The 24,730-nt window shown below is 69.5% G+C and carries 25 protein-coding genes; 14 read left to right on the top strand and 11 right to left on the bottom strand.

The genetic code is table 11. The features are described 5' to 3' along the window. The first annotated feature begins 12 nt into the window (after positions 1-12). From ACIA8G_RS01145 to ACIA8G_RS01155, 3 genes are read left to right on the top strand one after another with little or no spacing between them, the layout of a single operon-like run. Positions 13-1,062 carry an AAA family ATPase gene (locus ACIA8G_RS01145; RefSeq protein ID WP_396416215.1) on the top strand — a complete coding sequence of 350 codons (1,050 nt, stop codon included), beginning with the start codon at positions 13-15 and terminating at the stop codon, positions 1,060-1,062. Positions 1,063-1,121: 59 nt separating this feature from the next. Then, complete coding sequence (locus ACIA8G_RS01150) at positions 1,122-2,003, top strand: DUF58 domain-containing protein (protein WP_396417291.1); 882 nt, start codon at positions 1,122-1,124, stop codon at positions 2,001-2,003. Next, entirely contained in the window at positions 2,000-2,965 is a 966-nt protein-coding gene (locus ACIA8G_RS01155) for a VWA domain-containing protein (protein ID WP_396416216.1), read from the top strand. Before ACIA8G_RS01150 ends, ACIA8G_RS01155 begins: the two co-directional genes overlap by 4 nt. Here ACIA8G_RS01155 and ACIA8G_RS01160 read toward each other — a convergent pair. From ACIA8G_RS01160 to ACIA8G_RS01175, 4 genes are read right to left on the bottom strand one after another with little or no spacing between them, the layout of a single operon-like run. Then, positions 2,950-3,483 carry a dihydrofolate reductase family protein gene (locus tag ACIA8G_RS01160; RefSeq protein WP_396416217.1) on the bottom strand — a complete coding sequence of 178 codons (534 nt, stop codon included), beginning with the start codon at positions 3,481-3,483 and terminating at the stop codon, positions 2,950-2,952. The genes ACIA8G_RS01155 and ACIA8G_RS01160 overlap by 16 nt on opposite strands. After that, positions 3,480-4,352 (bottom strand): TAXI family TRAP transporter solute-binding subunit, encoded by an 873-nt coding sequence (locus ACIA8G_RS01165; protein WP_396416218.1) that lies wholly within the window; start codon positions 4,350-4,352, stop codon positions 3,480-3,482. The genes ACIA8G_RS01160 and ACIA8G_RS01165 overlap by 4 nt, the downstream gene beginning before the upstream one ends. Beyond that, the gene (locus tag ACIA8G_RS01170; protein ID WP_396416219.1) at positions 4,349-5,653 is read right to left on the bottom strand and encodes a sensor histidine kinase; all 1,305 of its coding nucleotides are present in this window, start codon (positions 5,651-5,653) and stop codon (positions 4,349-4,351) included. The genes ACIA8G_RS01165 and ACIA8G_RS01170 overlap by 4 nt, the downstream gene beginning before the upstream one ends. Beyond that, a complete protein-coding gene (locus ACIA8G_RS01175) occupies positions 5,654-6,313 on the bottom strand; it encodes a response regulator transcription factor (RefSeq protein WP_396416220.1) in 660 nt (219 codons plus the stop codon). 116 nt (positions 6,314-6,429) lie between these two features. On the opposite strand from ACIA8G_RS01175, the gene ACIA8G_RS01180 reads away from it, so the two are divergent. Continuing rightward, entirely contained in the window at positions 6,430-7,731 is a 1,302-nt protein-coding gene (locus tag ACIA8G_RS01180) for an MFS transporter (RefSeq protein WP_396416221.1), read from the top strand. A gap of 45 nt (positions 7,732-7,776) precedes the next feature. Here the strand turns inward: ACIA8G_RS01180 and ACIA8G_RS01185 are convergent, their stop codons facing one another. Then, on the bottom strand, positions 7,777-10,344 hold the full coding sequence (locus ACIA8G_RS01185; RefSeq protein ID WP_396416222.1) for an FAD-binding and (Fe-S)-binding domain-containing protein: 2,568 nt from the start codon (positions 10,342-10,344) through the stop codon (positions 7,777-7,779). A gap of 108 nt (positions 10,345-10,452) precedes the next feature. Between ACIA8G_RS01185 and fabG the strand changes: the two genes are divergently transcribed. The 5 genes from fabG (at position 10,453) to ACIA8G_RS01210 (ending at position 14,575) form a co-directional block, all read left to right on the top strand. Continuing rightward, positions 10,453-11,157: a 3-oxoacyl-ACP reductase FabG gene (fabG, locus tag ACIA8G_RS01190; RefSeq protein WP_396416223.1), complete on the top strand. Its 705-nt coding sequence runs from the start codon at positions 10,453-10,455 to the stop codon at positions 11,155-11,157. A 20-nt stretch (positions 11,158-11,177) separates the two neighbouring features. Then, positions 11,178-11,945 carry an enoyl-ACP reductase FabI gene (gene fabI, locus ACIA8G_RS01195; protein ID WP_396416224.1) on the top strand — a complete coding sequence of 256 codons (768 nt, stop codon included), beginning with the start codon at positions 11,178-11,180 and terminating at the stop codon, positions 11,943-11,945. 118 nt (positions 11,946-12,063) lie between these two features. Next, complete coding sequence (locus ACIA8G_RS01200) at positions 12,064-13,089, top strand: ferrochelatase (protein ID WP_396416225.1); 1,026 nt, start codon at positions 12,064-12,066, stop codon at positions 13,087-13,089. Positions 13,090-13,121: 32 nt separating this feature from the next. After that, positions 13,122-13,844: an ABC transporter ATP-binding protein gene (locus tag ACIA8G_RS01205; RefSeq protein ID WP_396416226.1), complete on the top strand. Its 723-nt coding sequence runs from the start codon at positions 13,122-13,124 to the stop codon at positions 13,842-13,844. Then, positions 13,841-14,575 (top strand): ABC transporter permease, encoded by a 735-nt coding sequence (locus ACIA8G_RS01210; protein WP_396416227.1) that lies wholly within the window; start codon positions 13,841-13,843, stop codon positions 14,573-14,575. The genes ACIA8G_RS01205 and ACIA8G_RS01210 overlap by 4 nt, the downstream gene beginning before the upstream one ends. Before the next feature lie 3 nt (positions 14,576-14,578). Here ACIA8G_RS01210 and ACIA8G_RS01215 read toward each other — a convergent pair whose 3' ends face one another. Then, positions 14,579-15,376, bottom strand: a complete 798-nt coding sequence (locus ACIA8G_RS01215) for a hypothetical protein (protein WP_396416228.1) — start codon at positions 15,374-15,376, stop codon at positions 14,579-14,581. A gap of 60 nt (positions 15,377-15,436) precedes the next feature. Then, the gene (locus ACIA8G_RS01220) at positions 15,437-15,928 is read right to left on the bottom strand and encodes a YcxB family protein (protein WP_396416229.1); all 492 of its coding nucleotides are present in this window, start codon (positions 15,926-15,928) and stop codon (positions 15,437-15,439) included. Positions 15,929-16,017: 89 nt separating this feature from the next. On the opposite strand from ACIA8G_RS01220, the gene ACIA8G_RS01225 reads away from it, so the two are divergent. The 5 genes from ACIA8G_RS01225 to ACIA8G_RS01245 all read left to right on the top strand — a co-directional run bounded on the left by ACIA8G_RS01225 (position 16,018) and on the right by ACIA8G_RS01245 (position 21,031). Then, positions 16,018-17,409: a sigma 54-interacting transcriptional regulator gene (locus tag ACIA8G_RS01225; RefSeq protein WP_396416230.1), complete on the top strand. Its 1,392-nt coding sequence runs from the start codon at positions 16,018-16,020 to the stop codon at positions 17,407-17,409. Further along, the gene (locus tag ACIA8G_RS01230; protein WP_396416231.1) at positions 17,406-19,334 is read left to right on the top strand and encodes a VWA domain-containing protein; all 1,929 of its coding nucleotides are present in this window, start codon (positions 17,406-17,408) and stop codon (positions 19,332-19,334) included. The genes ACIA8G_RS01225 and ACIA8G_RS01230 overlap by 4 nt, the downstream gene beginning before the upstream one ends. A gap of 66 nt (positions 19,335-19,400) precedes the next feature. After that, positions 19,401-20,354, top strand: a complete 954-nt coding sequence (locus ACIA8G_RS01235) for a hypothetical protein (protein WP_396416232.1) — start codon at positions 19,401-19,403, stop codon at positions 20,352-20,354. 28 nt (positions 20,355-20,382) lie between these two features. Continuing rightward, positions 20,383-20,748, top strand: coding sequence for a hypothetical protein (locus tag ACIA8G_RS01240; RefSeq protein ID WP_396416233.1), 366 nt, complete (start codon positions 20,383-20,385; stop codon positions 20,746-20,748). Next, a complete protein-coding gene (locus tag ACIA8G_RS01245) occupies positions 20,735-21,031 on the top strand; it encodes a hypothetical protein (RefSeq protein ID WP_396416234.1) in 297 nt (98 codons plus the stop codon). Before ACIA8G_RS01240 ends, ACIA8G_RS01245 begins: the two co-directional genes overlap by 14 nt. Positions 21,032-21,081: 50 nt before the next feature. On the opposite strand, the gene ACIA8G_RS01250 is transcribed toward ACIA8G_RS01245, so the two are convergent. The 4 genes from ACIA8G_RS01250 to ACIA8G_RS01265 all read right to left on the bottom strand — a co-directional run bounded on the left by ACIA8G_RS01250 (position 21,082) and on the right by ACIA8G_RS01265 (position 24,704). Then, the gene (locus ACIA8G_RS01250; RefSeq protein WP_396416235.1) at positions 21,082-23,406 is read right to left on the bottom strand and encodes a hypothetical protein; all 2,325 of its coding nucleotides are present in this window, start codon (positions 23,404-23,406) and stop codon (positions 21,082-21,084) included. Beyond that, positions 23,403-23,684: a hypothetical protein gene (locus ACIA8G_RS01255; protein ID WP_396416236.1), complete on the bottom strand. Its 282-nt coding sequence runs from the start codon at positions 23,682-23,684 to the stop codon at positions 23,403-23,405. Before ACIA8G_RS01255 ends, ACIA8G_RS01250 begins: the two co-directional genes overlap by 4 nt. A 295-nt stretch (positions 23,685-23,979) precedes the next feature. Then, a complete protein-coding gene (locus tag ACIA8G_RS01260; protein WP_396416237.1) occupies positions 23,980-24,102 on the bottom strand; it encodes a hypothetical protein in 123 nt (40 codons plus the stop codon). A 65-nt stretch (positions 24,103-24,167) separates the two neighbouring features. After that, positions 24,168-24,704: a DUF4240 domain-containing protein gene (locus ACIA8G_RS01265; RefSeq protein ID WP_396416238.1), complete on the bottom strand. Its 537-nt coding sequence runs from the start codon at positions 24,702-24,704 to the stop codon at positions 24,168-24,170. Positions 24,705-24,730: the final 26 nt, after the last annotated feature.

A 24,730-nucleotide genomic window follows, 5' to 3' on the forward strand; every position in this document is an offset into this window, starting at 1 on the left:
GGAGGCCCGCACGTGACCGAGCCCGCCGCCGAGGCAACGCCGAACGCATCGGCGCCCGTCACCCCGGCTCGTGACGCCCAGCTGCTCGAACGCACCGTGTTCGAGGTGAAGCGGGTGATCGTCGGCCAGGACCGGCTCGTCGAGCGGATGCTCGTGGGTCTGCTGGCCAAGGGCCATCTGCTGCTCGAAGGTGTGCCGGGTGTCGCGAAGACGCTCGCCGTCGAGACGTTCGCCCGCGTGGTCGGCGGCTCGTTCTCGCGCATGCAGTTCACCCCCGACCTGGTGCCCGCCGACATCCTCGGCACCCGCATCTACCGCCAGTCGACCGAGACGTTCGACGTCGAGCTCGGCCCCGTGGTCGCGAACTTCGTGCTCGCCGACGAGATCAACCGCGCGCCCGCCAAGGTGCAGTCGGCGATGCTCGAGGTGATGGCCGAGCGGCACGTGTCGATCGGTGGCCGGACGTTCCCGATGCCGGACCCGTTCCTGGTGCTGGCGACGCAGAACCCGATCGAGAACGAGGGCGTGTACCCGCTGCCGGAGGCGCAGCGCGACAGGTTCCTCTTCAAGATCCAGGTCGAGTACCCGACCGCCGAGGAAGAGCGCGAGATCGTCTACCGGATGGGCGTCGAGGCGCCCACGCCGAGCCAGGTCCTCTCGCCCGAGGAACTGGTGCGCCTGCAGGGCGTGGCGTCGCGCGTCTTCGTGCACCACGCGCTGGTCGACTACGTGGTGCGCCTGGTGATCGCGACCCGCGCGCCCGGTGAGCACGGCCTCACCGACGTCGCCGGCTGGGTCGCCTACGGTGCCTCGCCGCGTGCGTCGCTGGGCATCATCGCCGCCGCGCGTGGCCTGGCGCTGGTCCGCGGCCGCGACTACGTGCTGCCGCAGGACGTCGTGGACGTCGTTCCGGACGTGCTGCGCCACCGCCTGGTGCTCTCCTACGACGCGCTGGCCGACGGCGTGCCGATCGACCACATCATCACCCGCGTGTTGCAGATCGTGCCGTTGCCGCAGGTGTCGGCCCGTCCGCAGCAGCCGGTTCCGGCTGGTAGGCAGTGAGTCGGGAGAAGGCCGAGGAGCGCCCCTCGTGGGCGCCGCCGGTGCTGCGCGGCGTCCAGATGGAGGCGGCGCTGCGCATGCTGGAGCTCGACGTGCGACGCCGGCTCGACGGCCTGCTGCAGGGCAACCACCTCGGCCTGGTGCCGGGGCCGGGTTCCGAGCCGGGTGAGGCGCGGGCCTACCAGCCCGGCGACGACGTGCGGCGGATGGACTGGGCGGTCACGGCCCGCACGACGATCCCGCACATCCGCGAGACGGTCGCCGACCGCGAGCTGGAGACGTGGGTCGCGATCGACCTGTCGCCCTCGCTCGACTTCGGCACGGCCGTCTGCGAGAAGCGCGACCTGGCCATCGCCGCGACGGCCGCGGTCGCGCACCTGACGCGCGGCGGCGGCAACCGGATCGGCGCGGCCGTCTCGACGGGCGCGGACAACGTGCGCGTCCCGGCCCGCGGTGGCCTGGCACACGCGCGGGGCATGATCCGCAAGATCGCCGAACTGCCGCGAGCGGCCGAGGGCACCCGCGGTGACCTGGCGGAGTTGCTGGAGCAGCTGCGCCGCCCGCCACGCCGGCGCGGCCTGATCGTGGTGATCTCGGACTTCCTCGGCGGCATGGAGTGGCAACGGCCGTTGCGTGCTCTGTCGGCACGCCACGACATCGTGGCCGTCGAGATCGTCGACCCGCGTGACGTCGACCTGCCCGAGGTCGGCACCGTCGTGCTGTCCGACCCGGAGAGTGGGCGGCAGCGCGAGGTGACCGCGTCTCCGTTGCTGCGCAAGGAGTTCAACGCGGCCGCCGCGGAACACCGGGCCGAGGTCGCCGCCGGTCTGCGCCGGGCCGGAGCCGGGCACCTGGTGTTGCGGACCGACTCGGACTGGATCGCGGACACTGTTCGTTTCGTGGTGGCGCGCAAGCGCCGTTGGTCAGGGGGTGTCGCGTGAGCTTCTCGAACTTCGTCGCCCCGTGGTGGTTCCTGCTGCTCATCGCCGTCGCGGTGCTGACCGCCGGGTACGTGGTGGTGCAGCGGATGCGCCACAAGCGGGTGCTGCGATTCACGAACCTCGAACTGCTGGAACGCGTTGCGCCCAAACGGGAACGCTGGTCGCGCCACGTGCCGGCGGCGTTCCTGCTGGCCGCACTGGCGTTGTTGACGGTCGCACTGGCCGGGCCGACCTCCGAGCAGCGGGTGCCGCGCAACCGGGCGACCGTGATGCTCGTGGTCGACGTGTCGCTGTCGATGAAGGCCACGGACGTGAAGCCGTCCCGGCTGGAAGCCGCGCAGGTGGCCGCCAAGTCGTTCGCGGAGGGCCTCACGCCGGGCATCAACCTGGGGCTGATCTCGTTCGCCGGCTCGGCCACCGTGCTGGTGGCGCCGACGACGGATCGCGCCGCCGTGACGCAGTCGATCGACGGGCTCAAGCTCGCCCAGTCGACCGCGACCGGTGATGCGCTGGTGGCCGCGATGGCGTCGATCGACTCGTTCGGCAAGGTCGTCGGCGGCGCCGAGGGCCCGCCGCCCGCGCGCATCGTGCTGATGACGGACGGCAAGGAGACAGTGGGCACCCGCAAGGCGTTCGACGCGGCCGAGGACGCGAAGAAGGCCGCGATCCCGATCTCCACGATCTCGTTCGGCACCGAGGACGGCGTGGTCGACATCGAGGGCCGGCAGCAGTCAGTGCCGGTCGACGACGACTCGATGAAGGAGATCGCGAAGATCTCCGGCGGTGAGTTCTTCAAGGCCGCCTCCGCCGAGGAGCTGCGCCGGGTGTACGACACGCTCGGCGAGCAGATCGGCTACGAGAAGAAGCAGGCGGACGCCTCGAAACCGTGGCTGCTGCTCGGCACTTTGACGGCGATGTTCGCCGCCGCCGGTGCCTTGCTCCTCGGTCAGCGCCTGCCGTAGATCAGCTCGACCACACCTGCTCCGAACGCCCTGGTGCTCTTGAGTGCCAGGGCGATCGGCTTTTTGAAGAACGGTGTGCCGCTGCCGATCGCGGTCGGGTTGAGGTAGAGCCGGATCTCGTCGATCAGGTCGTGCTCGAGGAACGACCCCACCAGCTGCGAGCCGCCGACCATGCTGTCGCCGGGCAGCGCCCTGACCTCGTCCGGCACGATCTCGCGCTTGACCGTGGTGTTCCAGTCGGTGGTCTCGAGGGTCCGCGAGTAGACGATCTTGGGCATGTCGCGCCAGATCCGGCCGAAGTCGTGCATCGGTTGCGGCCACTCGGGGTGCTCGTCGGTGTGCGGCCACGCTTCGAGCATCGTCTCGTGGTTGCGGCGGCCGTCGATGAACCTGCTCATCCGCGCCAGCTCAGAGTTGAAGTACTCGTGCATCTCGTTGTCGACAACGTGCCAGCTGATGTCGTGGTCCGGGCCTTCCATGAAGCCGTCCAGCGAGATCGAGGCCATCGTGATGATCATCCGTGCAACCTCCGGTATTCCGCTGCGGCGCCTGGGTGCAGAGGAACCTTGCCCGTGTCGATGAGGCTGCGCACATCGAGGTACTGAGTGCCGAGCGCCTGCTCCGGCACCAGTTGCGCGGCCTTGGCGACCAGGAGCCGCACGATCGCGCCCGCGTACTCGGCGCTGAGGTCCGGCCGGCACACCAGCAGGTTCGGCGTGCCGATGGTGGGGACGTCCATCCGTGAGCCGTACACGCCCATGCGGACGTCGACGCGTTCGTAGACCTTGCCGTAGTCCTGGCGCAGCCGCGGCAGGTAGCCGTCCAGCGGCAGCAGCCTGATCCCGCTCGCCTTGTTGAGCTCCGGGGTCGGGACGCCGCCGGACCACAGCAGGGCCGCGATCTCGCCGGACTTCAGGGCGTCGACGGCGTTGCGCAACGGGTAGTGCTCTTCTCGCACGCCCAGCGCGAGGCGTTCGCCCTGCAGGGCCGCGCCGGAGCCGGCCGCGCCGAGCGACACCGGCTTGTCGATCAGGTCGGCGGCGGATCGGTACGGGCTCGAGTCCAGGACCACGAGCTGCAGGTAGTTCTCGTAGACGCGGCCGAGCGCGACGATGCCGGACTCCAGGTGGGCGCTGTCGCTCAACGACAGCGCGAGGTCGGCGGAACCCTCGCGGAGGAGCTTGAGGTTGTCGCCGCTGCCACCGGTCTGGACGGCGGTGATCGTCAGCGGCGCGGGGGAGAGGTCGGAGAGCAGGCTCGCGAAGTCGAAGTAGAAGCCGCCGGGTTCGCCACCGGCGATCTTGAGGGTGCCGCTGGGTTCGCTCGACCCGCAGGCGGTGAGGGCGAGGGTGCCGAGGAGGAACGTCCGGCGCGTCAAGGGTTTCACAGCAGCGGCTCCTTCGGCAGCTCCACCGTGACCACCAGGCCGCCGTCCGTGCGCAGGCTCAACGTGCCATCGTGCGCCGTCACGATCCGTTCCGCGATCGCCAGCCCCAGGCCGGTGCCGCGCTGCGAGTCGTCCCCGCGCCAGAACCGCTCGGTGGCCCGCTCCATGTCCTCAGTGGACAGTCCGGGGCCGTTGTCCCGGATGATCAGCGTCGCCCGGTCGCACACCACGGTGACCTGGGTGCCGCCGTACTTGATGGCGTTGTCCAGCAACACGTCGAACACCTGCGCCAGGTCCGACACCGCGCACCGCACCAGCCCGTGCGCGCGGTCGTCGATGGTGATCGTCACGCCCGACGAGCCCGCCGCCGCGCGCCACGCGTCCACCCGGTCGTGCGCCACGACCTGCAGATCGGCCAGCTCGGGTTCACGCCCGCCCGCCGCGCGTTCGGTCGCGGTGCTCTCGGCCGAGGCCAGTGCCAGCAACCCGTCCAGCAGTGATTCGAGGCGCTCGACCTCGGTGAGCAGCGAACCGTTGGACGGCAGCATGTCCACGCGCAGCCGCAGCGCCGCCATCGGATTGCGCAGCTGGTGCGAGGCGTCGGCGATCAGCCGGCGTTGCTGGTCGGCGGCCTCCGCGACGGCGTCCGACATGCGGTTGAACGACTCGGACAGCGCTCTGAGCTCGGCCGGGCCCGCGGTGTCGACGACGTGGGTGCGGCGCTGGCCCTCGGCGACCGCGCGCACGCCCCGGTCCAGCTCCTTCAACGGCCGCAGCAGCCACCGGGCGACGACCAGCGCCAGCAGCACGCAGGCGCAGGCCGCGAGCAACGCGCCGGCCAGCACGAACGCCCAGCGCCGGCCCACGTCCAGGGCCGCGACGCGGGTGGACGCCCGCAGCACCACGGCGCCCGCGACCTTCGTGCCGGTGCCGACCGGCCGGGCGAACAGGACGTCGCCGCCGTTCCACGGCAGCACGGTCGGCACGGGCGCGGCGGGCTGGTTGCGCAGGGCGGCGTCGATCTGCGCGGAGACCTCGGCGATCTTCATGCCGGCCTCGACGACGGGCGTGCCGGCCGCGTCGACGACCACGACCTCCTCGCCGTAGACCTCGGTGTGCCGCTGCGCCTCGGACACCACGACGTCGGCGGGCAGCGTGGCGAAGCGGTCCAGGTCGGCGGTGCGGCTGATCACGAACTGCTGGGTGCGTTCGGAGGCGGTGCTCATCAGCAACGGGAGGGCGAATGCGGTGACCGCGGAGAGCGAGAAGAGCAGCAGCACCAACAGAAGCCGTTGCCGCATCTATTCACCGAGCCGGTAGCCGAAACCGCGGATCGTGTGCAGCAGCCCCGGCCGGTCGAGTTTGGCGCGCAGCTGCGTGAGGTGCACGTCCAAGGTCCGTGACACCGCCACGAACGCGTTGCCCCACACCTCGTCCATCAGCTGCTGGCGGCTCACCGCCGTGCCCGGCCGGCGCGCCAGCACCGCCAGCACGTCGAACTCCTTGGTGGTCAAGGAGATCTCGCGCCCGCCGACCACGACCTGGCGGCCCTGCAGGTCGATCTCCACATCGGACACCCGCACCACGTCGTCCGGTTCCTGGGACCGGGCCGCGCTGCGCCGCGCCACCGCGTCGATGCGGGCCAGCAGCTCGGCCAGCCGCACGGGCTTGACCAGGTAGTCGTCCGCGCCCAGCCGCAGCCCGCGCACGACGGTGCGTTCGTCGCCGCGCGCGGTCAGCACGAGCACCGGCACCGGGTCGATCTTGCGGAGCTTGCGCAGCACCTCCAGGCCGTCCTGGTCGGGCAGGCCGAGGTCGAGCAGCACCACGTCCGCGTCGCGGTGCGCGATCAACGCATCGGAGCCCCTGCGCACGCGGGTGGGCCGGTGGCCGTTCGCCCGCAGTGCCTCCACCAGGGCGTCGGCGACACCGTCGTCGTCTTCGACCAACAGCACCCGCATTGGAGAAGTATCGCCCCAGATGGTCGTTTCATGTGTGAGGCGACGCGCTTAAGTGACTGTAAAGAACCGACAGCCCAGGTTGTGACGGGTGCGGTCGCGCCGAGATCGTGTCGGGCATGACAGTCGTTGAGGAGAAACGCGCCGAGCGCCGAGTGGTGGCGAACGTGCTGCGCGGATCAGTCGGAAACTTGATCGAGTGGTACGACTGGTACGCCTACACCGCGTTCAGCATCTACTTCGCGGCCGCGTTCTTCCCCAAGGGCGACCAGACCGCGCAGCTGCTCAACACCGCCGCCGTGTTCGCGGTCGGCTTCCTCATGCGCCCGCTCGGCGGCTGGCTGCTCGGCCGTTACGCCGACCGCCACGGCCGCCGCGCCGCGCTCACGCTGTCGGTCACGCTGATGGCGTTCGGCTCGCTGATCATCGCTCTCACGCCCTCGTACGCGACCATCGGCGTGGCCGCGCCGGTGTTGCTGGTGCTCGCGCGGTTGTTGCAGGGGCTGTCGGTCGGCGGCGAGTACGCGACCTCGGCGACCTATCTGTCCGAAGTGGCCTCACCCGCGCGCCGCGGCTTCTACTCCAGTTTCCAGTACGTGACGCTGACGGCCGGTCAGCTCGTGGCGCTGGGCGTGCAGATCGTGCTGCAGCAGTTCCTCTCCAAGGCCGAGATGATGGAGTGGGGCTGGCGGATCGCGTTCGTCATCGGCGCGACCGGCGCGATCATCGTGATGTGGCTGCGCCGCGGCATGGACGAGTCGGCGAGCTTCGAGAAGCAGAAGGACAAGGCCCAGGACCAGGCACAGCAGGGCACCTTCAGGGCGCTGCTCAAGCACCCCAAGGAATGCCTGCTCGTCGTGGGCCTGACGCTGGGCGGCACGGTCGCGTTCTACACGTACACGACCTACCTGCAGAAGTTCATGGTGAACACCAGCAAGATCGACGCCGCGACGGTCAGCTGGATCAACTTCGGCGCGTTGCTGATCTTCGTGGTGCTGCAGCCGATCGCCGGCGCGCTGTCCGACCGGATCGGCCGCCGCCCGCTGCTGCTCGGGTTCGGTGTGCTCGGCACGCTGGCCACCGTGCCGCTGCTGTCGACGCTGGCCAAGACCTCGGAGGCGTTCCCGGCGTTTCTGCTGATGCTGGGCGGCCTGGTGATCGTCACCGGTTACACGTCGATCAACGCGATTGTGAAGGCCGAGCTGTTCCCGACGAACATCCGCGCCCTCGGGGTCGGCCTGCCGTACGCGCTGACCGTGGCGATCTTCGGCGGGACGGCCGAGTACGTGGCCCTGTGGTTCAAGCAGGCCGGCATGGAGTCGGTGTTCTTCTACTACGTCGCCGGGTGCGTGCTGATCTCGTTGCTGGTCTACGGGTTCATGCGCGAGACCTCGAAGGACTCGGTCCTGGACGAGGACTAAGACCCGCGGAGGGCGGTCTTGCGGCGACCGCCCTCCGCTTCCCGTTCAGGCCAGCAGGGTCGCGAGCACGGTGGCCAGGTGCACCGGTCTGCGGTCGGTGGTGTGGCGGATCTGCGTGCGGCAGCTGAAGCCGTCTGCGATCACCAGCGCGTCCTCGTTGGCGCGCAGGGCGGGCAGCAGGTCCTGCTCGGCGCACGCGATGGACACCTCGTAGTGCCCCTGCTCGAATCCGAAGTTGCCCGCCAGCCCGCAGCAGCCCTCGACGATCTTCGGCTGCAGGCCGGACCTGATCATCGCCTCGCGGTCGGCCTCGAAGCCCAGCTCCGCGTACTGGTGGCAATGGGTCTGCACAACGGCTTCACGAGCACCCGGTAGTTGCGGCAGCTTCGGTGCGACGTGCTCGGCGAACGTGCGGGTGGCCTCGGCGAGTGCATGCACCGCCGGGTCGTGGGAGAGCTTCGGGGCCTCCGTCTTCAGGAACGCCGTGCAGCTCGGCTCCAGGCCGATCACCGGGACACGCCTGCTGGTCCACGGCAGCAGTGCCCGTGCTGTTCGTTCGATCGTCTTGCGCGCCTGCGTGAACTGGCCGGTCGAGTGAAAGGTCAGTCCACAACAGACAGAGCCCGGCAGCTCGACGCGGTTTCCCAGGTGTGCCAGGACGTTCGCGGCGTCGATGCCGATGCCCGGCTCGAAGTGGTTGGTGAACGTGTCGGGGAACAGCAGGACCGGGTCGCCGGTGCCCAGCGGGTGCAGCTGCTTGAGCAGGGGCGTGGTCTGCGTCGGCAGCTCACGTTCCGGTGTGATCCCGGCGAACCGGCCGAGCTTCGCGGTGAACCTGTTGACCAGCCCGTACTTCAGCCACGTCGGGAGCCGGCCCATCGCGTAGTGCGAGCGCGGGCGCAGCCGGCCTTTGTAGTGCTCGTGCAGGAACTCCGCCTTGTAGCTCGCCATGTCCACGTCGACCGGGCAGTCGCGTTTGCAGCCCTTGCAGCCCAGGCAGAGGTCCAGCGCCTCGGCCACCTCGGCCGACTGCCAGCCGTCCTTGATCACGTCGCCCGCGAGCATTTCGAACAGCAGGTGTGCGCGCCCACGCGTGGAGTGCTTCTCTTCTTTGGTGACGCGGTAGCTGGGGCACATCACGCCACCCTTGGTGTTCAGGCACTTGCCGACGCCGACGCACCGCCGGGTGTCGCTCGCGAACTCCGCGCGGGTGGGGATCTTCGGCGGGGCGACGAGGATGCGCAGGTCGTCGTCGAGCTTGCGGGGCTGCACGATCCGGCCGGGGTTGAGCAGGTTGTGCGGGTCGAAGGCGTGCTTGAACTCCTGGAACGCCTTGATCGCCGCCGGCGGGTACATCCGGCTGAGCAGCTCCGACCGCGCCTGGCCGTCACCGTGCTCGCCGGAGAGGCTGCCGCCGTGGCTCACCACGAGGTCGGCCGCGTCCTCCAGGAACTCGCGGTAGCCGTGTGCCAGGTCGAAGTCGATGCGGACGTGCAGGCAGCCCTCGCCGAAGTGGCCGTAGGTGATGCCGCGCCGGCCGTGCCGGGCGAGCAGCCGGTCGAACTCCCGCAGATAGGCGCCGAGGCGTTCCGGCGGGACCGCGGCGTCCTCCCAGCCCGACCACGCCTCACCGCCGTCGGGCGTGCGGGTCGCCAGGCCGGCGCCGTCCTCGCGGATCCGCCACAGCGCCCGCTGGTGCACCGGGTCGTGGATGATCATCGAATTCCTGGTGAGGTTCGCGACCCGTTCGGGGCGGTCCTCCACCTCGACGAACAGCCAGCTGCGGCCTTCCGGCAGGTCAGGGCGCGTGCGCACGCTGCGGACCAGGGCCTCGTCGATGCCCTCGACCGCCAGCGCGTCCTCGATCTGGGTGACCTGGTCGGCGGCGTCGTAGGTGTCCGCGAAGCCCAGTACGACCAGGATGCGGCGTTCCGGGCGCCGGACCAGCTTGAGCTCGGCGCCCAGCAGCACCACGCAGGTGCCCTCGGTGCCGACGAGCTGCTGGGTCAGCGTGGGCGCGTCCAGGGCGTAGCCGCTGACCCGGCGGCTGAGCTGCGGAAACCACGCCGGGTCGTGTTCCGGCAGGTCGAACGGGGGAGGGCTCGTGGTGTCGAACGTGCGGCCGTCGACGGTCAGCACCCGCAGGTTCGCGACGTTCTCGCTGGTCTTGCCCCATTTGACCGAATGCGCGCCGCACGCGTTGTTCCCGATCATGCCGCCGATCGTGCAGCGGGAGTGCGTGGACGGGTCCGGGCCGAACAGGTAATCGCCGGCCTGGGCGTTCACGCGGTCGAGCACCGCGCCCGGCTGCACGAGCGCCCGGTCGCCGGAGATCTCGATCGAGTCCAGGTAGCGGCTGAAGTCGAGCATCAGGCCGGTGCCGCACGCGTTGCCCGCGATGGACGTCCCGGCGCCGCGGCTGGTGATCGGCACGCCGTGCTCGGCGGCCAGCGCGACGGCGGCGATGACGGCGTCTGTCGTGCGTGGACGGACGATGACGCGCGGCACGTGGCGGTAGTTGGAGGCGTCCGCGGAATACAGGGCCCGGCTCGCCGGGTCGTCGAGGACGTCACCGTCCACGTGGCGCCGAAGTTGATCGAGTAGGGCCCGCATCACCCGATCATGCACCGCTTGATGTGACATGGCTCCGCCGATGCCGGACTACCTGCCGGTAGCCGATAACCTCAGCCGGTCAACCAGCAGCGATTGCAGGGAGAGCAAGTGAGTCGGTCCGTTCTGGTCACCGGAGGCAACCGCGGCATCGGCCTCGCCATCGCGCAGGCGTTCGCCGCGCAGGGCGACAAGGTCGCCGTCACGCACCGCGGGTCAGGCGCTCCCGAGGGCCTGCTCGGCGTGAAGTGCGACGTGACGAACTCGGAAGAGATCGACGCCGCGTTCACCGAGATCGAGGCCGCGCACGGCCCGGTCGAGGTGCTCGTCTGCAACGCCGGCATGACCCAGGACACGCTGCTGCTGCGCATGAGCGAGGAGCAGTTCACCCAGGTCGTCGACGCGAACCTGACCGGCGCGTTCCGGTTCGCCCAGCGCGCCTCCCGCGGCATGCTGCGCAAGAAGTTCGGCCGCATCGTCTTCATCTCGTCGGTCGTGGGCCTGATGGGTGGCGCGGGCCAGGTGAACTACGCCGCGTCCAAGGCCGGCATGGTCGGCATGGCCCGCTCGATCGCGCTGGAACTGGGTTCGCGCAACATCACCGCGAACGTCATCACGCCCGGCTTCGTCACCACCGACATGACCAACGACCTGCCAGAGGCCGTCCGCGAGGCCGCGCTGAAGCAGATCCCGGCCGGTCGTTACGGTGCGGCGGAAGAGATCGCGCGCGCCGTCACGTTCCTCGCGGCGAACGAGGCCGGCTACATCAACGGTGCCGTGCTGCCGGTCGACGGCGGCCTCGGCATGGGCCACTGAAACTGAAGGGGTTTGATCAAGTGACCGGACTGCTCGAAGGCAAGCGACTGCTGATCACCGGCGTGATCACCGACGCGTCGATCGCCTTCCACGTCGCACGCGTCGCCCAGGAGCAGGGTGCCGAGGTCGTGCTGACCGGGTTCGGCCGGATGAGCCTCGTGACGCGCATCGCCCAGCGCCTGCCCAAGCCCGCGCCCGTGGTCGAGCTCGACGTGCAGAACCAGGAGCACCTCGACACGCTGGCCGAGCGCGTCGGTGAGCACGTCGACGGCCTCGACGGCGTCGTGCACGCCATCGGCTACGCCCCGCAGAGCTGCCTCGGCGCGCCGTTCATGGACGCGCCGTGGGAGGACGTCTCCGTCGCGATGCACGTCTCGGCGTACTCGTACAAGTCGCTCGTGCAGGCCGTCCGCCCGATGCTGTCGCACGGTTCGTCGGTCGTCGGCCTCGACTTCGACGCCCGCCAGGCGTGGCCCGCCTACAACTGGATGGGCGCGGCGAAGGCGGCGTTCGAGTCGATCAACCGGTACATGGCGCGCGAGCTCGGCCCGGACGGCATCCGCGTGAACCTGATCTCGGCCGGCCCGGTGCGCACCATGGCCGCGAAGTCGATCCCCGGCTTCGTCGAGCTGGAGAAGATGTGGGGCGAGAAGGCGCCGCTGAGCTGGGACGTCGACGACCCGACGCCGGTCGCGAAGTCGGTCTGCGGCCTGCTGTCCGACTGGTTCCCGGCTACCACGGGCTCGATGGTGTTCGTAGACGGAGGCGTCCACTTCCTCGGCCTCTAGCCTGCTTTTGACGGCACGCGGGGGCCCCGCGTTACCCAGTGGGTAACGCGGGGCCCCCGCGTTCCTCGACACGGCGGGTGTCGGGCCTTGGCTCAGCGCGTCGTGATTGGATGGGGCGGTGAGTTTCGACGCGCTGCTGTGGCTGTCTTTTGGCGGCCCGGAAGGTCCTGAGGACGTCCGCCCCTTCCTGGAGAACGTGGTTCGCGGACGTGGCGTGCCGCCGGAGCGGCTGGACGAGGTCGAGGCCCACTACCAGCACTTCGGCGGCGTCTCGCCGATCAACCGCCTGAACCTCGAGGCGATCGAGGCCGTGCGCGCGCTCGGCTTCGAGCTGCCGATCTACTTCGGCAACCGCAACTGGCACCCGATGGTCGAGGACGTCGTCGGGCAGATGAAGTCCGACGGCGTTCGCCGGGCGTTGGTGTTCCCGACTTCGGCCTACGGCGGCTATTCCGCGTGCCGGCAGTACGACGAGGACATCGTGCGGGCGCTGCAGGCCGTGCCGGACGGCCCCGAGCTGGTGAAGCTGCGCCAGTTCTTCGACCACCCGCTGTTCATCTCGGCCTTCGCGGACGGCGTCCGGGCCGCTGCCGCCTCGCTGACCGGTCAGTTCCGGCTGGTCTTCACCGCGCACTCGGTGCCGGTGTCCGCCGACAAGGCCGCTGGGCCGCCCGCCGAGGGTGGCTACCGGTACTCGCGCCAGGTCGTGGAGGCCTCCCGGCTGGTCGCCGCGGAACTGGGCATCACCGAGTACGACGTGGTGTGGCAGTCGCGGTCGGGCCCGCCGCAGATCCCGTGGCTGGAGCCGGACATCGTCGACCACATCGACGCCCTGCACGCCAAGGGCGTGAGCGGCGTCGTCGTGTGCCCGATCGGGTTCGTGTCCGACCACCTCGAGGTGGTGTGGGACCTCGACACCGAGGCCCGCGACCGGGCCGTGGAGCTGGGCATGGAGTTCGCCCGCGCCGCCACCCCGAACTCGGACCCGCGCTTCGCCGAGCTCGTGGTCGAGCTCGTCGCGGAGCACGTCGACGGCGTTCCCGCGCGGAAGCTGTCGTCCTTCACCGCGGCCGGCTGCACGGTGAACGGCGAGCTGTGCGCGCCGTTGTGTTGCGAACCGGCGAAGAGGCCGGTCCGCCACTAGACACCGGTTTTCAACGGGCGAAGAATTGGTGGATGACCAGTTCCGCGGCCGTTGCGGTCACCGGGCTCCGGGTGCGCCGGGGCAAGCGTCTGGTCCTGCGGGACGTGAGCTGTGCGATCCCGCAGGGCAGTGTCACCGGGCTCCTGGGCCCGAGCGGCTGCGGCAAGACCACGCTGATGCGCTCGATCGTGGGCGTGCAGATCGTCGAGTCCGGCTCCGTGGACGTGCTCGGCGAGCCCGCCGGCAGCCCCGGCCTGCGCAACCGCATCGGGTACGCGACCCAGAACCCTGCGGTCTACGCCGACCTGACCGTCGTCGAGAACCTCCGCTACTTCGCGGCGGTGCTGCGTGCCAACCGTTCGGACGTGCAGCGCGTGATCGACGAGGTGGGCCTGCACGGTCAGGCCGACCAACTCGTGTCGTCGCTCTCCGGCGGCGAGCTGTCCAGGACGAGCCTGGCCGTCGCGCTGCTCGGGTCGCCGGAACTGCTGGTGCTCGACGAGCCGACGGTCGGCCTCGATCCGTTGCTGCGTGACGAGCTGTGGACGTTGTTCCGCACGTTGGCCTCCCGCGGCGTCACGTTGTTGGTGTCCAGCCACGTCATGGACGAAGCGGCACGCTGCGAACGCCTGCTGCTGATGCGCGACGGCCAGCTGCTGGCCGACGACACGCCCGCCGCGTTGCTGGGCGCCACCGGTACGGCCGACCTGGAGCAGGCGTTCCTGCACCTGGTCCGGGCGAAGGAGGCGGTGTGAACACCTCGATCACGCTCGCGACCACGCTGCGAATCCTGAGCCAGTTCCGTCACGACCACCGCACGGTCGGACTGATGGTCTTCATGCCGTCACTGCTGCTGATCCTGCTGCGCTTCGTCTTCAACTCCGACCAGGCCTTCAGCCGCGCCGCACCGGCCCTGCTGGCGGTCTTCCCGTTCGCGATCATGTTCATCGTCACGTCGATCACGACGTTGCGCGAACGCACGACCGCGACGCTGGAACGCCTGATGACCATGCCGATCGCCAAGCTCGACCTGCTGTTCGGCTACGCGCTGGCGTTCGGGTCGGTGGCGCTGGTGCAGGTGCTCGTCGCCGTCGGCATCTCGCTGACGTGGCTCGGCCTGTCGATCGGCGGCTCGGTCTGGCTGCTGGTGCTGATCGCCGGGCTCGACGCGTTGCTGGGCACGGCGCTGGGACTCTTCGCGAGCGCCTTCGCCCGCACCGAGTTCCAGGCCGTGCAGTTCATGCCGTTGTTCGTCATGCCGCAGGTGCTGTTGTGCGGGCTGTTCGCGCCGCGCGCGGAGATGACGCCGGTGCTGGAGTGGCTGTCCAACGTCATGCCGCTGTCCTACGCCGTGGACGCTCTCACGGCCGTGACGGTGTCCTCCGACGTCACCGGGGCGCTGGTGCTCGACCTCGCTGTGGTGGCCGCGTGCGGGCTGCTTGCGCTGGTGCTCGGCGCGGTGACCTTGAGGAGGCGCACGCCGTAGGGCTCAGTGCCGGCCCGCGCCGGAGTCCGCCAGCACCCGCACGGCCTCGTCCACCGCCGCGCACCGTGCCCGCCGCACCGCCTCCGACAGCGGCCGCAACGCATCGGTGCGTGCCTCGATCGCCGAGGCCGACATCGCCCCGCCGGGCGCGTCCGACTTCGCCACCGACACGATCGCGTCCACCTCGGCGGCGCGCTGCAGCACGCGCAGCGCGCGTGGGGGCATGGCGTCCGGCCAGGGCAGCGTCGAGTTCGCGGCGGCCAGGTCCGAGATCTCCTTGCGCACGTTCGGGCGGTGCTTGGCCACGTCCAGGGTCGCCAGCGCCGCCGTCGCCTCGCGCAGCGCCGCGCCCAGGCCGTGCTCGGCCTCGCCGATCGGGATGTGCTCCAGGCCGTTGGACGACGGCAGGTCGAACACCGTCCACCGCATCACGCCGTCGGCCACGATCTTCGGCACCAGTCCGACGTGCACGGACGGGATCACGAGCGCCTCGCCGGAACGCAGCGCGCAGATCGAGAGCGGGCCCTTGCCGCCGAGTCCCCGCACGTCGCCGGGTACCGGCAACGCCAGACGCGCCGAAGTCGCGCCCGCGCGCCGCAGGGCGGCCAGCAGCAGGGCGGGGCCCACCGGGGCCTCGTCTGGACCGGGGAGGTCGAGCGCCGTGGCGGTGCCGTCGTCGTCGGCCACCACCTCGTGCTGCTCGGCCCACGTTTGCAGGGCGTCGAGGACATCGTCGGCGGCGGCTAGACCGTGCAGCCATCCCGATGTCCACACGACCAGCGTGGCACTCGCACAGGACACTCGACGAGATTACGTGGCCCTGGCCGACTTGCCCCACCCGGTGTGCCCGATCCGAGACACCTACTTGGCCGGTCCGATGTGTTGTTCGAGCAACGTGCGGAACGACGCGGCGTCCTCATCGGACGCGAAGGCCCTGCGCGGCACCGACAGCGAGGCCGCGCCGTCGTCGAGGGTCTCCAGCACGAAGCCCTGCCGCGTCTCGGTCCAGGACGGCAGTTCCTGCCAGACGATCTCCTCGCGCACCGTGGTGCCGACGGCCATCCGGAACGACCTGTCGTCCGCGCTGCCCACCACGGTCCGGCTGATCATCTCGTCCGACGAGAAGCGCCACCACACCGCGACCGGCTCCATGAACCCGATCACCAGCGCGCACACCAGGCCGAACAGCGCGACCGGCAGCATGTCGTCGAAGCCGGACAGCAGCACGAGCGAGATGACGGCGAGCGCGACGGCGAACCACGGCGCCCACTTGAACATCGGCACCATCGCGCGCAGGCTGGCCCGCCAGTCCGCGGGAGAAGGCGCCCACCTGAAATCAACTGAGTTGCTCATATCGCCCTGCATTCTGCTGCACGAGGTGCGTCCGCGCCTGGAGTTGCTCCACGTCGACGGGGCAGGTTTCGGTGCGTAGCGTCGTCTGCGTGACCCAGAACCTGGCCCGCACGGCGGGCGAACTGCGCGCCGCCGGGCACCTGCCGCGCGGCGTCAAGACCGAGATCAGGGAGAACCTCCTCGCGGCACTGCGCGAGGGGCGCGACCCGTGGCCCGGCATCATCGGCTTCGACCGCACGGTGCTGCCGCAGCTCGAACGCGCGCTCCTGGCAGGCCACGACGTCGTCCTGCTCGGCGAGCGCGGCCAGGGCAAGACCCGGCTGCTGCGCACCCTGATCACGCTGCTCGACGAGTGGACGCCCGTGATCGAGGGCTCCGAGCTGGGCGAACACCCGCTCGACCCGATCACGCCGGAGTCGAAGAGGCGCGCTGCCGAGCTCGGTGACGAGCTGCCGGTGGTGTGGCGGCACCGCGACGAACGCTACGCGGAGAAGCTCGCGACGCCCGACACGTCCGTCGGTGACCTGGTCGGCGACGTCGACCCGGTGAAGGTCGCCGAAGGCCGCAGCCTGGGCGACCCGGAGACGATCCACTACGGCCTGCTGCCCCGCGCCCACCGCGGCATCATCGCCATCAACGAGCTTCCTGACCTGGCCGAACGCATCCAGGTCGCGCTGCTGAACGTCATGGAGGAGCGCGACATCCAGGTCCGCGGCTACACGCTGCGGCTGCCGCTGGACGTGCTGCTCGTCGCGACCGCGAACCCCGAGGACTACACGAACCGCGGCCGCATCATCACGCCGCTGAAGGACCGCTTCGGCGCCGAGGTGCGCACGCACTACCCGTTGGACATCGAGTCCGAGGTCGACCTGGTGCGCCAGGAAGCCGGTCTCGTGGCGGAGGTCGGCGACCACCTGCTGGAGATCATCGCCCGGTTCGTGCGGCACCTGCGCGAGTCGTCGTCGATCGACCAGCGCTCCGGTGTGTCCGCCCGGTTCGCGGTGGCGGCGGCGGAAACCGTTGCGGCGTCGGCACTGCGGCGCTCCGCGCTGATCGGCGAGACCCCGGCGATCGCGCGCCCGATCGACCTCGAGTCCGTGCCGGACGTGCTGCGCGGCAAGCTCGAGTTCGAGGCGGGGGAGGAGGGCCGCGAGGAGGAGGTGCTCGTGCACCTGCTGCGCCGCTCGATCGCCGACACGGCGCGGGCTCGCCTGGGCGGGCTGAACCTGCGCGCGCTGGCCGAGGTCGTCTCCGACGGCCACCCGGTCGCGACCGGTGACCGCGTGCACGCCGGCGACCTGCTGGCCGCGTTGCCGGAGCTGCCGATCCTGCACGAGGTGGCGGAACGCCTGGGCGCGGGCCCGAAGGACCCGGTCGGCCGCATCGCCTCGGCCGTCGAACTGGCCCTGGAGTCGCTGTACCTGACGCGCAACCTGTCGAAGGACACCTCCTCCGACGACGACCGATCGGTGTACGGATGAGATATCGCTACGGACGCTGGGGCGGCGGCGCTGACCCGCTGGCGCCGCCCGTCGATCTCCGCGCGGCCGTCGACGACCTCGGCCGCGAGATCATGGAGGGCGCCTCCCCGTCGTCCGCTCTGCGCGAACTGCTGCGCCGCGGCGTCGACGGCACCCGCGGCCTGGACGACCTGACGTCGAGACTGTGGCAGCGCCGCGCGTCGATCCAGCGCCGGCACCGCCTGGACGGCACGTTGTCCGAGGTTCGCCGGCTGCTGGACGAGGCACTGGAAGCCGAGCGCCGCGCGTTGTTCCCGGATCCGTCCGACGACGCGCGCTTCCGCGAGGCCCAGCTCGACGCCCTGCCGCAGGGCACCGCCGCGGCCGTGCAGGAGCTGTCGCACTACGACTGGCGTTCTCCCGAGGCTCGCGCGGCGTTCGAGCAGATCCGCGACCTGCTCGGCCGGGAGCTGCTGGACCAGCGCTTCCAGGGCATGAAGGAAGCGCTGTCCAACGTCGGCACCGAGGACGTCCGCCGCATCCAGCGCATGCTGCGCGACCTGAACTCCCTGCTGGAGGCGCACGCCGCGAGCTCGCCCGACACGCCGCGTCTGTTCGACGACTTCATGCGCAAGCACGGCGAGTTCTTCCCGGAGAACCCCCGCAACGTCGACGAGCTCATCGACGCCCTGGCCACCCGCTCGGCGGCCGCGCAACGCATGATGAACTCGATGACCGACGCCCAGCGCGCCGAGCTGGGCGCGTTGTCCCAGCAGGCCTTCGGCGGCATCGGCTCCCAGCTGTCCACTTTGGACTCCCTGCTGCAGAGGCTGCGGCCGGGCGAGGACTGGACCTCCTCGGCGCGCTTCCGCGGCCAGGACCCGCTGGGTCTGGGCGAAGGCGCGCAGGCGATGGCCGATCTGGCCGAACTGGACGCGCTGGCCGAGCAGCTCTCGCAGGCCTATCCGGGCGCCCGCCTGGAGGACATCGACCTGGAGGCGCTGGAACGCCAGCTGGGCGAGTCGGCCTCGGTCGACGCCCGCCGGCTCGCGGAGCTGGAGAAGGCCCTGCGCCAGCAGAACATCCTGGAGCGGGCCCCGGACGGCTCGCTGCGGCTCACCCCGAAAGCGTTGCGGCGCATGGGAGAGACGGCCCTGCGCGGCGTCGTGGACCAGCTCCGCTCGTCGCAGGGCTCGCGTGACACGGTCTCCGCCGGTGCCGCGGGCGAACTGATGGGGTCGACGCGTCCCTGGCAGTTCGGCGACACCGAGCCGTGGGACGTGCCCAGAACCCTGCGCAACTCCGTGCTGCGCTCGGGCTCCATGTCGATGGACGTCGTGGACCTGGAGGTGTCCGAGACCGAACACCGCACCCGCGCCGCTGTTGCGTTGTGCGTGGACACGTCCTGGTCGATGGTGCAGGACGGCCGTTGGGTGCCGATGAAGCGCACGGCCTTGGCTTTGCATCACCTCGTGCGCACCCGTTTCCGGACGGATGCGTTGCAGTTGGTGACTTTTGGGCGTTACGCCGAGGCCGTCGACATCGGTGAGCTGACCGCGCTGGAGGGCGTGTGGGAGCAGGGCACGAACCTGCACCACGCGTTGTTGCTGGCGGGACGGCACATCCGGCGTCATCCCGACGCACAGCCCGTGATCCTGGTCGTGACCGATGGCGAGCCCACCGCGCATCTGGAACCCGACGGCGACGCGGAGTTCAACTACCCGCCGCTGCCGCGCACGCTGACCAAGACGCTGAACGAGGTGGATCAGCTGGCCCGGCTCGGGGCGACGATCTCGGTGTTCAAGCTGGGCGATGATCCACGGCTCGCGGCCTTTGTGGACATCGTGGCTCGGCGTGGTGGTGGGCGGGTCGTGTCGCCGGACGAGGACGGGCTTGGCGCCGCGGTGGTGAGCGACTACCTGAAGTCCCGGCGCCGGCGTCGCTGACCGGCCAGCGGAACAGATCACCGCGAGCGCAAGCCGTTGCGGCCCAACGGTCCTAACGTCGGTGCCATGCTTCGATGGGTAAGAGCGGTAGCGCTCGGTGTGGCGACGGTGCTGGTAGCGGCTCTGGTGACTGTTCCGTTGGCCGCCGCCGCACCGGCGACCGACCTCTGGGCGATCACCAGTCCCGATGCCGCCCAGCTGACCTCCGGTTCCGGCGTGGTCGACTACCAGCGCCTCGACCGCGGCAGGTACGAGTTCACCTTCAACCAGGACGTCAGCAACTGCTCGTACACCGCCACCATCAACGGCCTGCCGCCGGGCGACAGCTGGAGCTGGCTCGCGTTCACCGCGAGCGGCCACCTCGGCCCGTTCGGTGTGTACGTCGAGACGAAGACGACCTTGAGCTACGACACCCTCGAGGACCACGGCGTCGTGCTGCACGTCCAGTGCGCCGGCAACTACGCCGTGGTCGACAACAAGGGCAATCTGCGCCGCGGTAGCGGTGTCACCGGCGTCAAGAAGGTCGGCTACGGGCAGTTCGAGGTCACGTTCGACCGGGACGTCAGCGCCTCGTCCTTCGTCGCCACCATCGGCGACCCCGGCGCCGGGAGGGTGGACTACTCCGGTGTGGTCTTCACGGCGAGCCACCAGAACCGCAACACCGTGCTCGTGCAGACCAAGGGCACCAGCGGAAGGCTCACGGACTACTACTCGTTCCACCTGCAGATCGCCCGCTACCCGACGTGGGTGGTCACCGACTACGTCGGCGCGGTCGTGCGGAGTTCCAGGGTGGTGCGCACCGAGCGTGTGGGTCGCGGCGACTACCGGGTCACCTTCAACCACGCCGTGTCCGGTTGCGCGGCGATCGCGACCATCGGTTCACCGGACGACAAGGCCGTCGCCGAGCCCGGAGTCGTCGCCACCGCGCTGTGGGACCAGGCCACGATCTCGGTCCGGACCACCACCACAAGCCGCCAGGAGCCGTACGACCGGCCGTTCCACCTCCAGATGACTTGCTGACGGCTGGGGCGGCGAGGACGATCGCCGCGTGAGCCTGGCCCGGTTCCTGCTCGCTGTCGTGCTGAGCGGCGTGCCCTCGACCGCGCACGCCGTGGCGATCGGCGACGACCCGTTGCGGGCCACCAAGGCGGCCGGAACCTTGGTGCGTGGCGGAGCCGGTGCGGGCGTGGTGGTGCACCTGGCCGTCTCGGCGTGGTGGGCGTTCGTGCTGACCCGATTGCGGGTGCGCGGCGTGCTTGCAGGAGCGGTGGCCGGGTTGCTGATCGCCGCCCTCGACCTGGAGGTCATCGGGCGGCGCAACGCGGCGATCCGGGCGTTGCCGAGGCTGCCGCAGTGGCTGGACCACGTGGCGTTCGGCGTGCTTATTGCAGGTCGATCTCGTGGACGAGGGTGAGCAGGTCCTGCATGACCTGGGCAAGCTCGGAGTGTTGCGGGATGTGCTCCCGATGGACGCGGATGGCTTCCTTCGTGTACAGCTGCGCGCGACGGCCGGGGTGTGGTCCGGTGTTGTTGAGTGCGATGGAGGCGGCGGCAGCAAGCAGCCTTGGCCGGAGGAGCGAGAAGGTTTCAAGGTCGGGCGTCAGCTGTGTGCGAGCGAGTTCGATCGCCTTGGTGATGGTCTGCTGATCGCCACCCTCGACCTGGAGGTCGCCGAGCGCCACAACGCACGGATCTGAGTTCTGCCAAAGAGGTCCGTAGCGGCAGGATCATGTGGCGTTCGGCGTGCTCACCTATTCTCGATCTCACGCTGGAGGCTGAGTCCCTCCTCCAACTTCGATGCCAGCCATGGATGCCCTGACAAGGAGACTCGGTACAGGGCCACGGCTTCTGCTACGAGTTCGCGTGGTGGTGGGTGTACTTCCGCTGCACCGTGACGAAACTGGATCAGTGCGGCATTGTGCAACAGTTGGGCGAGCAGGGGTTCAAAAGCTCGCGGGTTGATGGGGATCCACTTTCGCATGAGGTCGATGACCGTGAGCAACATCTGCACGGCTTCGTTCCCCTTGTCGGCCAGCACTAGTGCGTTCGCCGTGGCGGTGTAGCCGCTCGCAGTCCGTTCCGCATAGACCTCCGGCTGCGAGAGGGCCAGCTTCAGATACGTGTTGGCGCTGCAACCGGCTGCGCGTGCGGCTGCGCGAGGTTTGCCGAGAGTAGTGAACTGGTTGGCTAGAACTGCGGTTCCTGCTGCCAGATTCGCCAAGTCGAGGCCGTCCTCCGCCGCGCGTTCGGCGAGCCCCAAGGCCTCTACAGCAGACTCGACGGCATCGCTTGTGCGTTGCAACGAAATCAGCAACTTGGTGCGTTTGATCAGCGCGAATATGAGAAGTGTGGTGCGGTGGCTGGGATTTGCTGGAGCCGATGACCCTCGGATGAGGTCCGTTGCGACGTCGATGGAGGCGAGTGCATTTGCCCGGCCCAGGTTCCGCGCAACGTAGTCGTTGGCGCTCAACAGGATCTGCGCTACTGGCAGTTCGCTGCCCGCACGGTCCCGCGTGGATGCGGTAAGGACGACACTCATGATGCGCCGGATCAGCGAGAGAGCCCTCCTGTCACCATGATCCGCTTCCAGCAGCCGTGTGACCAGGCCGGCCAGGACTGCGATCTGCTCCGGCAGCGGCGTGTCGCTGGGCAGGTTTTGTTCCATTCGGAGGGACAGTTCGAGTCCTAGCTCTCGCAGGCCCACCTCGGGGCGCGGTAGGTGCTCGCCTATCGAGACCTGGACATGGAACGGTGCGTCCGCGATCGCCAGCCTGAGCAGGGCAGGAGTCGGAAAGGCGAGCAGCCGCCGCTGCTTGGACATCAGTTTCCAGAGAACCTCACGGACGTGGGAGTGGCGGCTCGCTGTCGCGACGAGGACCGTCGCGCAGCGACGCACAGGCCCCATCCCTACGTTGTCGCTCTCGATCACACGCTCGACCAGTGCGCTGGCGCGAGGGTGCGTTCGCAGGTGATCGGCGATGTAGTCCTCGCCGAACCTGTCCGGCAACAGCGGCGGGAGGTCGTGTGGTGATGGATACACGCGGTCGTGCCAGGTGAGCAGGGCACGGCTCGCGGCAGTGCTGTGAGTGACGCCGGCGATGTCGAGCAGCCCCAGTGCGCCTTTCTCATCGGCAATGGGACCGAACAGGGTCGCGAGGAATACAGCATCACCTCCGTTGGGGTGCGGAGGCCACGAGCGGCGCTCGTGGGCGAGCAGATAGCCGGACAGCTCGTCGCGCTGCGGGAGTTCCTCGTGGTCGCGTTCGGCGCAGACAGCTGCCAACGCGGTCATGTGCAGGATCAGAGGAGATGCGTAGTCCTCGTGGCCGAGGTCATCTGGTGGTGTCGTCGTGCAGTTACCGATGAGCTCGAGTGCCCCGTGAAATGCCTGTGCCGCATCGAGGAACGCCCCTGCGCGGGCCTCGACCGAGTCCGTGAGGTCCAGGAGTTCGATCGGTTCTGGGAGTTCAATCGCAGTCGTGTCGAGTTGGTCACAGAGCGGTTGCCACAGGTCTTGAACGGACCGCGACAGCAGGAGCACCCGCAACGTTGCGGTTGCGTGGGTGCGGGCCAGGTCGGAGATCAGCGTCAGCAGGGTGTCCGCAGGCCAGCGTTCCGCGTAGTCGACGGTGACGAGGATGTGCTGCCCTGGCTCGGTAGAGCCCGGCGTGGGGGTGGGCAACATTGAGGGCCTGTCGGTGGCGCGGTTCAGGGCATGCGCAACTGACCAGCCGGTGGCGTGAGAGTGGGTGGTGAAGGCATTGGCCAAGCGGGTTTTGCCGCGACCTCCTGCACCGTGCAGGAGGAGGACTGAGACGGGGGCGGGGGAGGCCAGCCAGTCGAGGAGGCGTTGTTCCTCTACCGGGCGGTTGCGGTAGGGGACTACCTCCCTTCTAGTGTTCAGCAGGTAGCTCGGGGCGCGGTGGCGTTTGGGGATGTAGGTCGCCTGCGCCGGGGTCGGGCCCAACCACTGAACCTGGTAGTCGGGGCGGTCCAAAGCGATGGTGACATTGCCGCCTACCGAGCCGATTTGGACGGCTGGGCCCGCGACGAAAGAGTTCGTGATGCTCACAGGTTGAAGTCGCCTTTGACATCACGGACCTGGATCAGCGCGCCGTGCACGGTGGAGTTCGTGACCGAGTGACCCGCCGAATCTGAGGCCGAGATCGAGTCGGTGAGTGCGGCCGAAGGAGTCTTGGTAGTGGCGTATACCGTGACCGCCAAGGACAGCAGGCCTGCAGCGGCACCGACAACGCTCGCGAGCTTGTCCGCGCTTTCCAGGCCTGCCTTGACGACAAGGCCCGCACCGGCTAGTGCGACCACACCGAACAACATCCAAAACCAGCGCATGCCCCAATCATCGCGAGGTGTGCGCCTGGCGTGAGCTGGCGGGGCGGCGTTCACCCGTTCAGCTCAGGAAGACGGCCGCGAGGCGAGGTACGCGGCAGCACATCTCCGCTTTGTCGTCGAATTCCCAGGACGGGTCTAGGGGCGGGGCGGTTCCCAGGCAGCTTCGGGGAGGTCCTCGCCGATGGCGGCTTGAGCGAAGTGGGCTAGGGAGTCTGGGTTGGCGATGGCGGCCTCGAACACCTGTCTGCTTCCGGTCAGAAAGTAGTCGGAGCTGTCGTGGAGCACCCGCCGAGGATCAGGTAGGTGGCCACCGCGGGTGCAGGTAGGAAGCGTCCATCAGGCGCCACAACGCCTGGTGGGTCACCACCACCTCGTACGGTGGCCGGGTGGTGAGCTGCGCGGTGGCGTTCGTGGTCACGTCGCAGCAGGTCGAGATGTCTGCATGGTACGACTCGATCAGATTCCCGATGGTGTCCACAGTGATCAGGCCTCGTAGAGCGCCGCCAGCCGAGGTAACCGGCGAGCCATCTCCGCCTCGTCGTCGAAATCGAACCCCCACTCCGGGTCGAGGTCCGGGTAGCGGATGGTGAAGGCGTCCTCCGGCAGCTTCATGCCGGTGGCGGCCTGGTGGGCCTCCCAGGCGATCGAGAGCGTGGCCTCGCACTCGAACTCCAGGCCCGATTCGGCGGCCTCCTGCACGGCCGGTACGGAAGCCAGCGAGTCGGGGGAGGCGAGCGCGGCGGTGTAGACGGCCTCGCCCTGGGTGAGGAGCCAGCCGCGGAAGTAGTCGAAGCCGTCGTCCGAGCAGCCGCCGTTCATCAGGTACGCGGCGGCCCACAGCGGGTCGCTGTAGGAGAGCGCCAGGAGGTCCCACAGGATCTGCTGGGCCGCCACGATCTCGGCGGGCGGCAGGGCTGCCAGCAAGGCGGAGGTGGCGGCTGCCACCTCGCAGCAGTCGGACGGGTCGGAGACGCTCGCACGGGCGTCGGCGATCAGCTTCCAGAAGATGTTCGAGTCCACGTCGTCGAGCTTGACAGAGGGGTCTG

Origin of the sequence: Lentzea sp. NPDC051213 (assembly GCF_044455585.1) — a bacterium.
GTDB lineage: Bacteria > Actinomycetota > Actinomycetes > Mycobacteriales > Pseudonocardiaceae > Lentzea.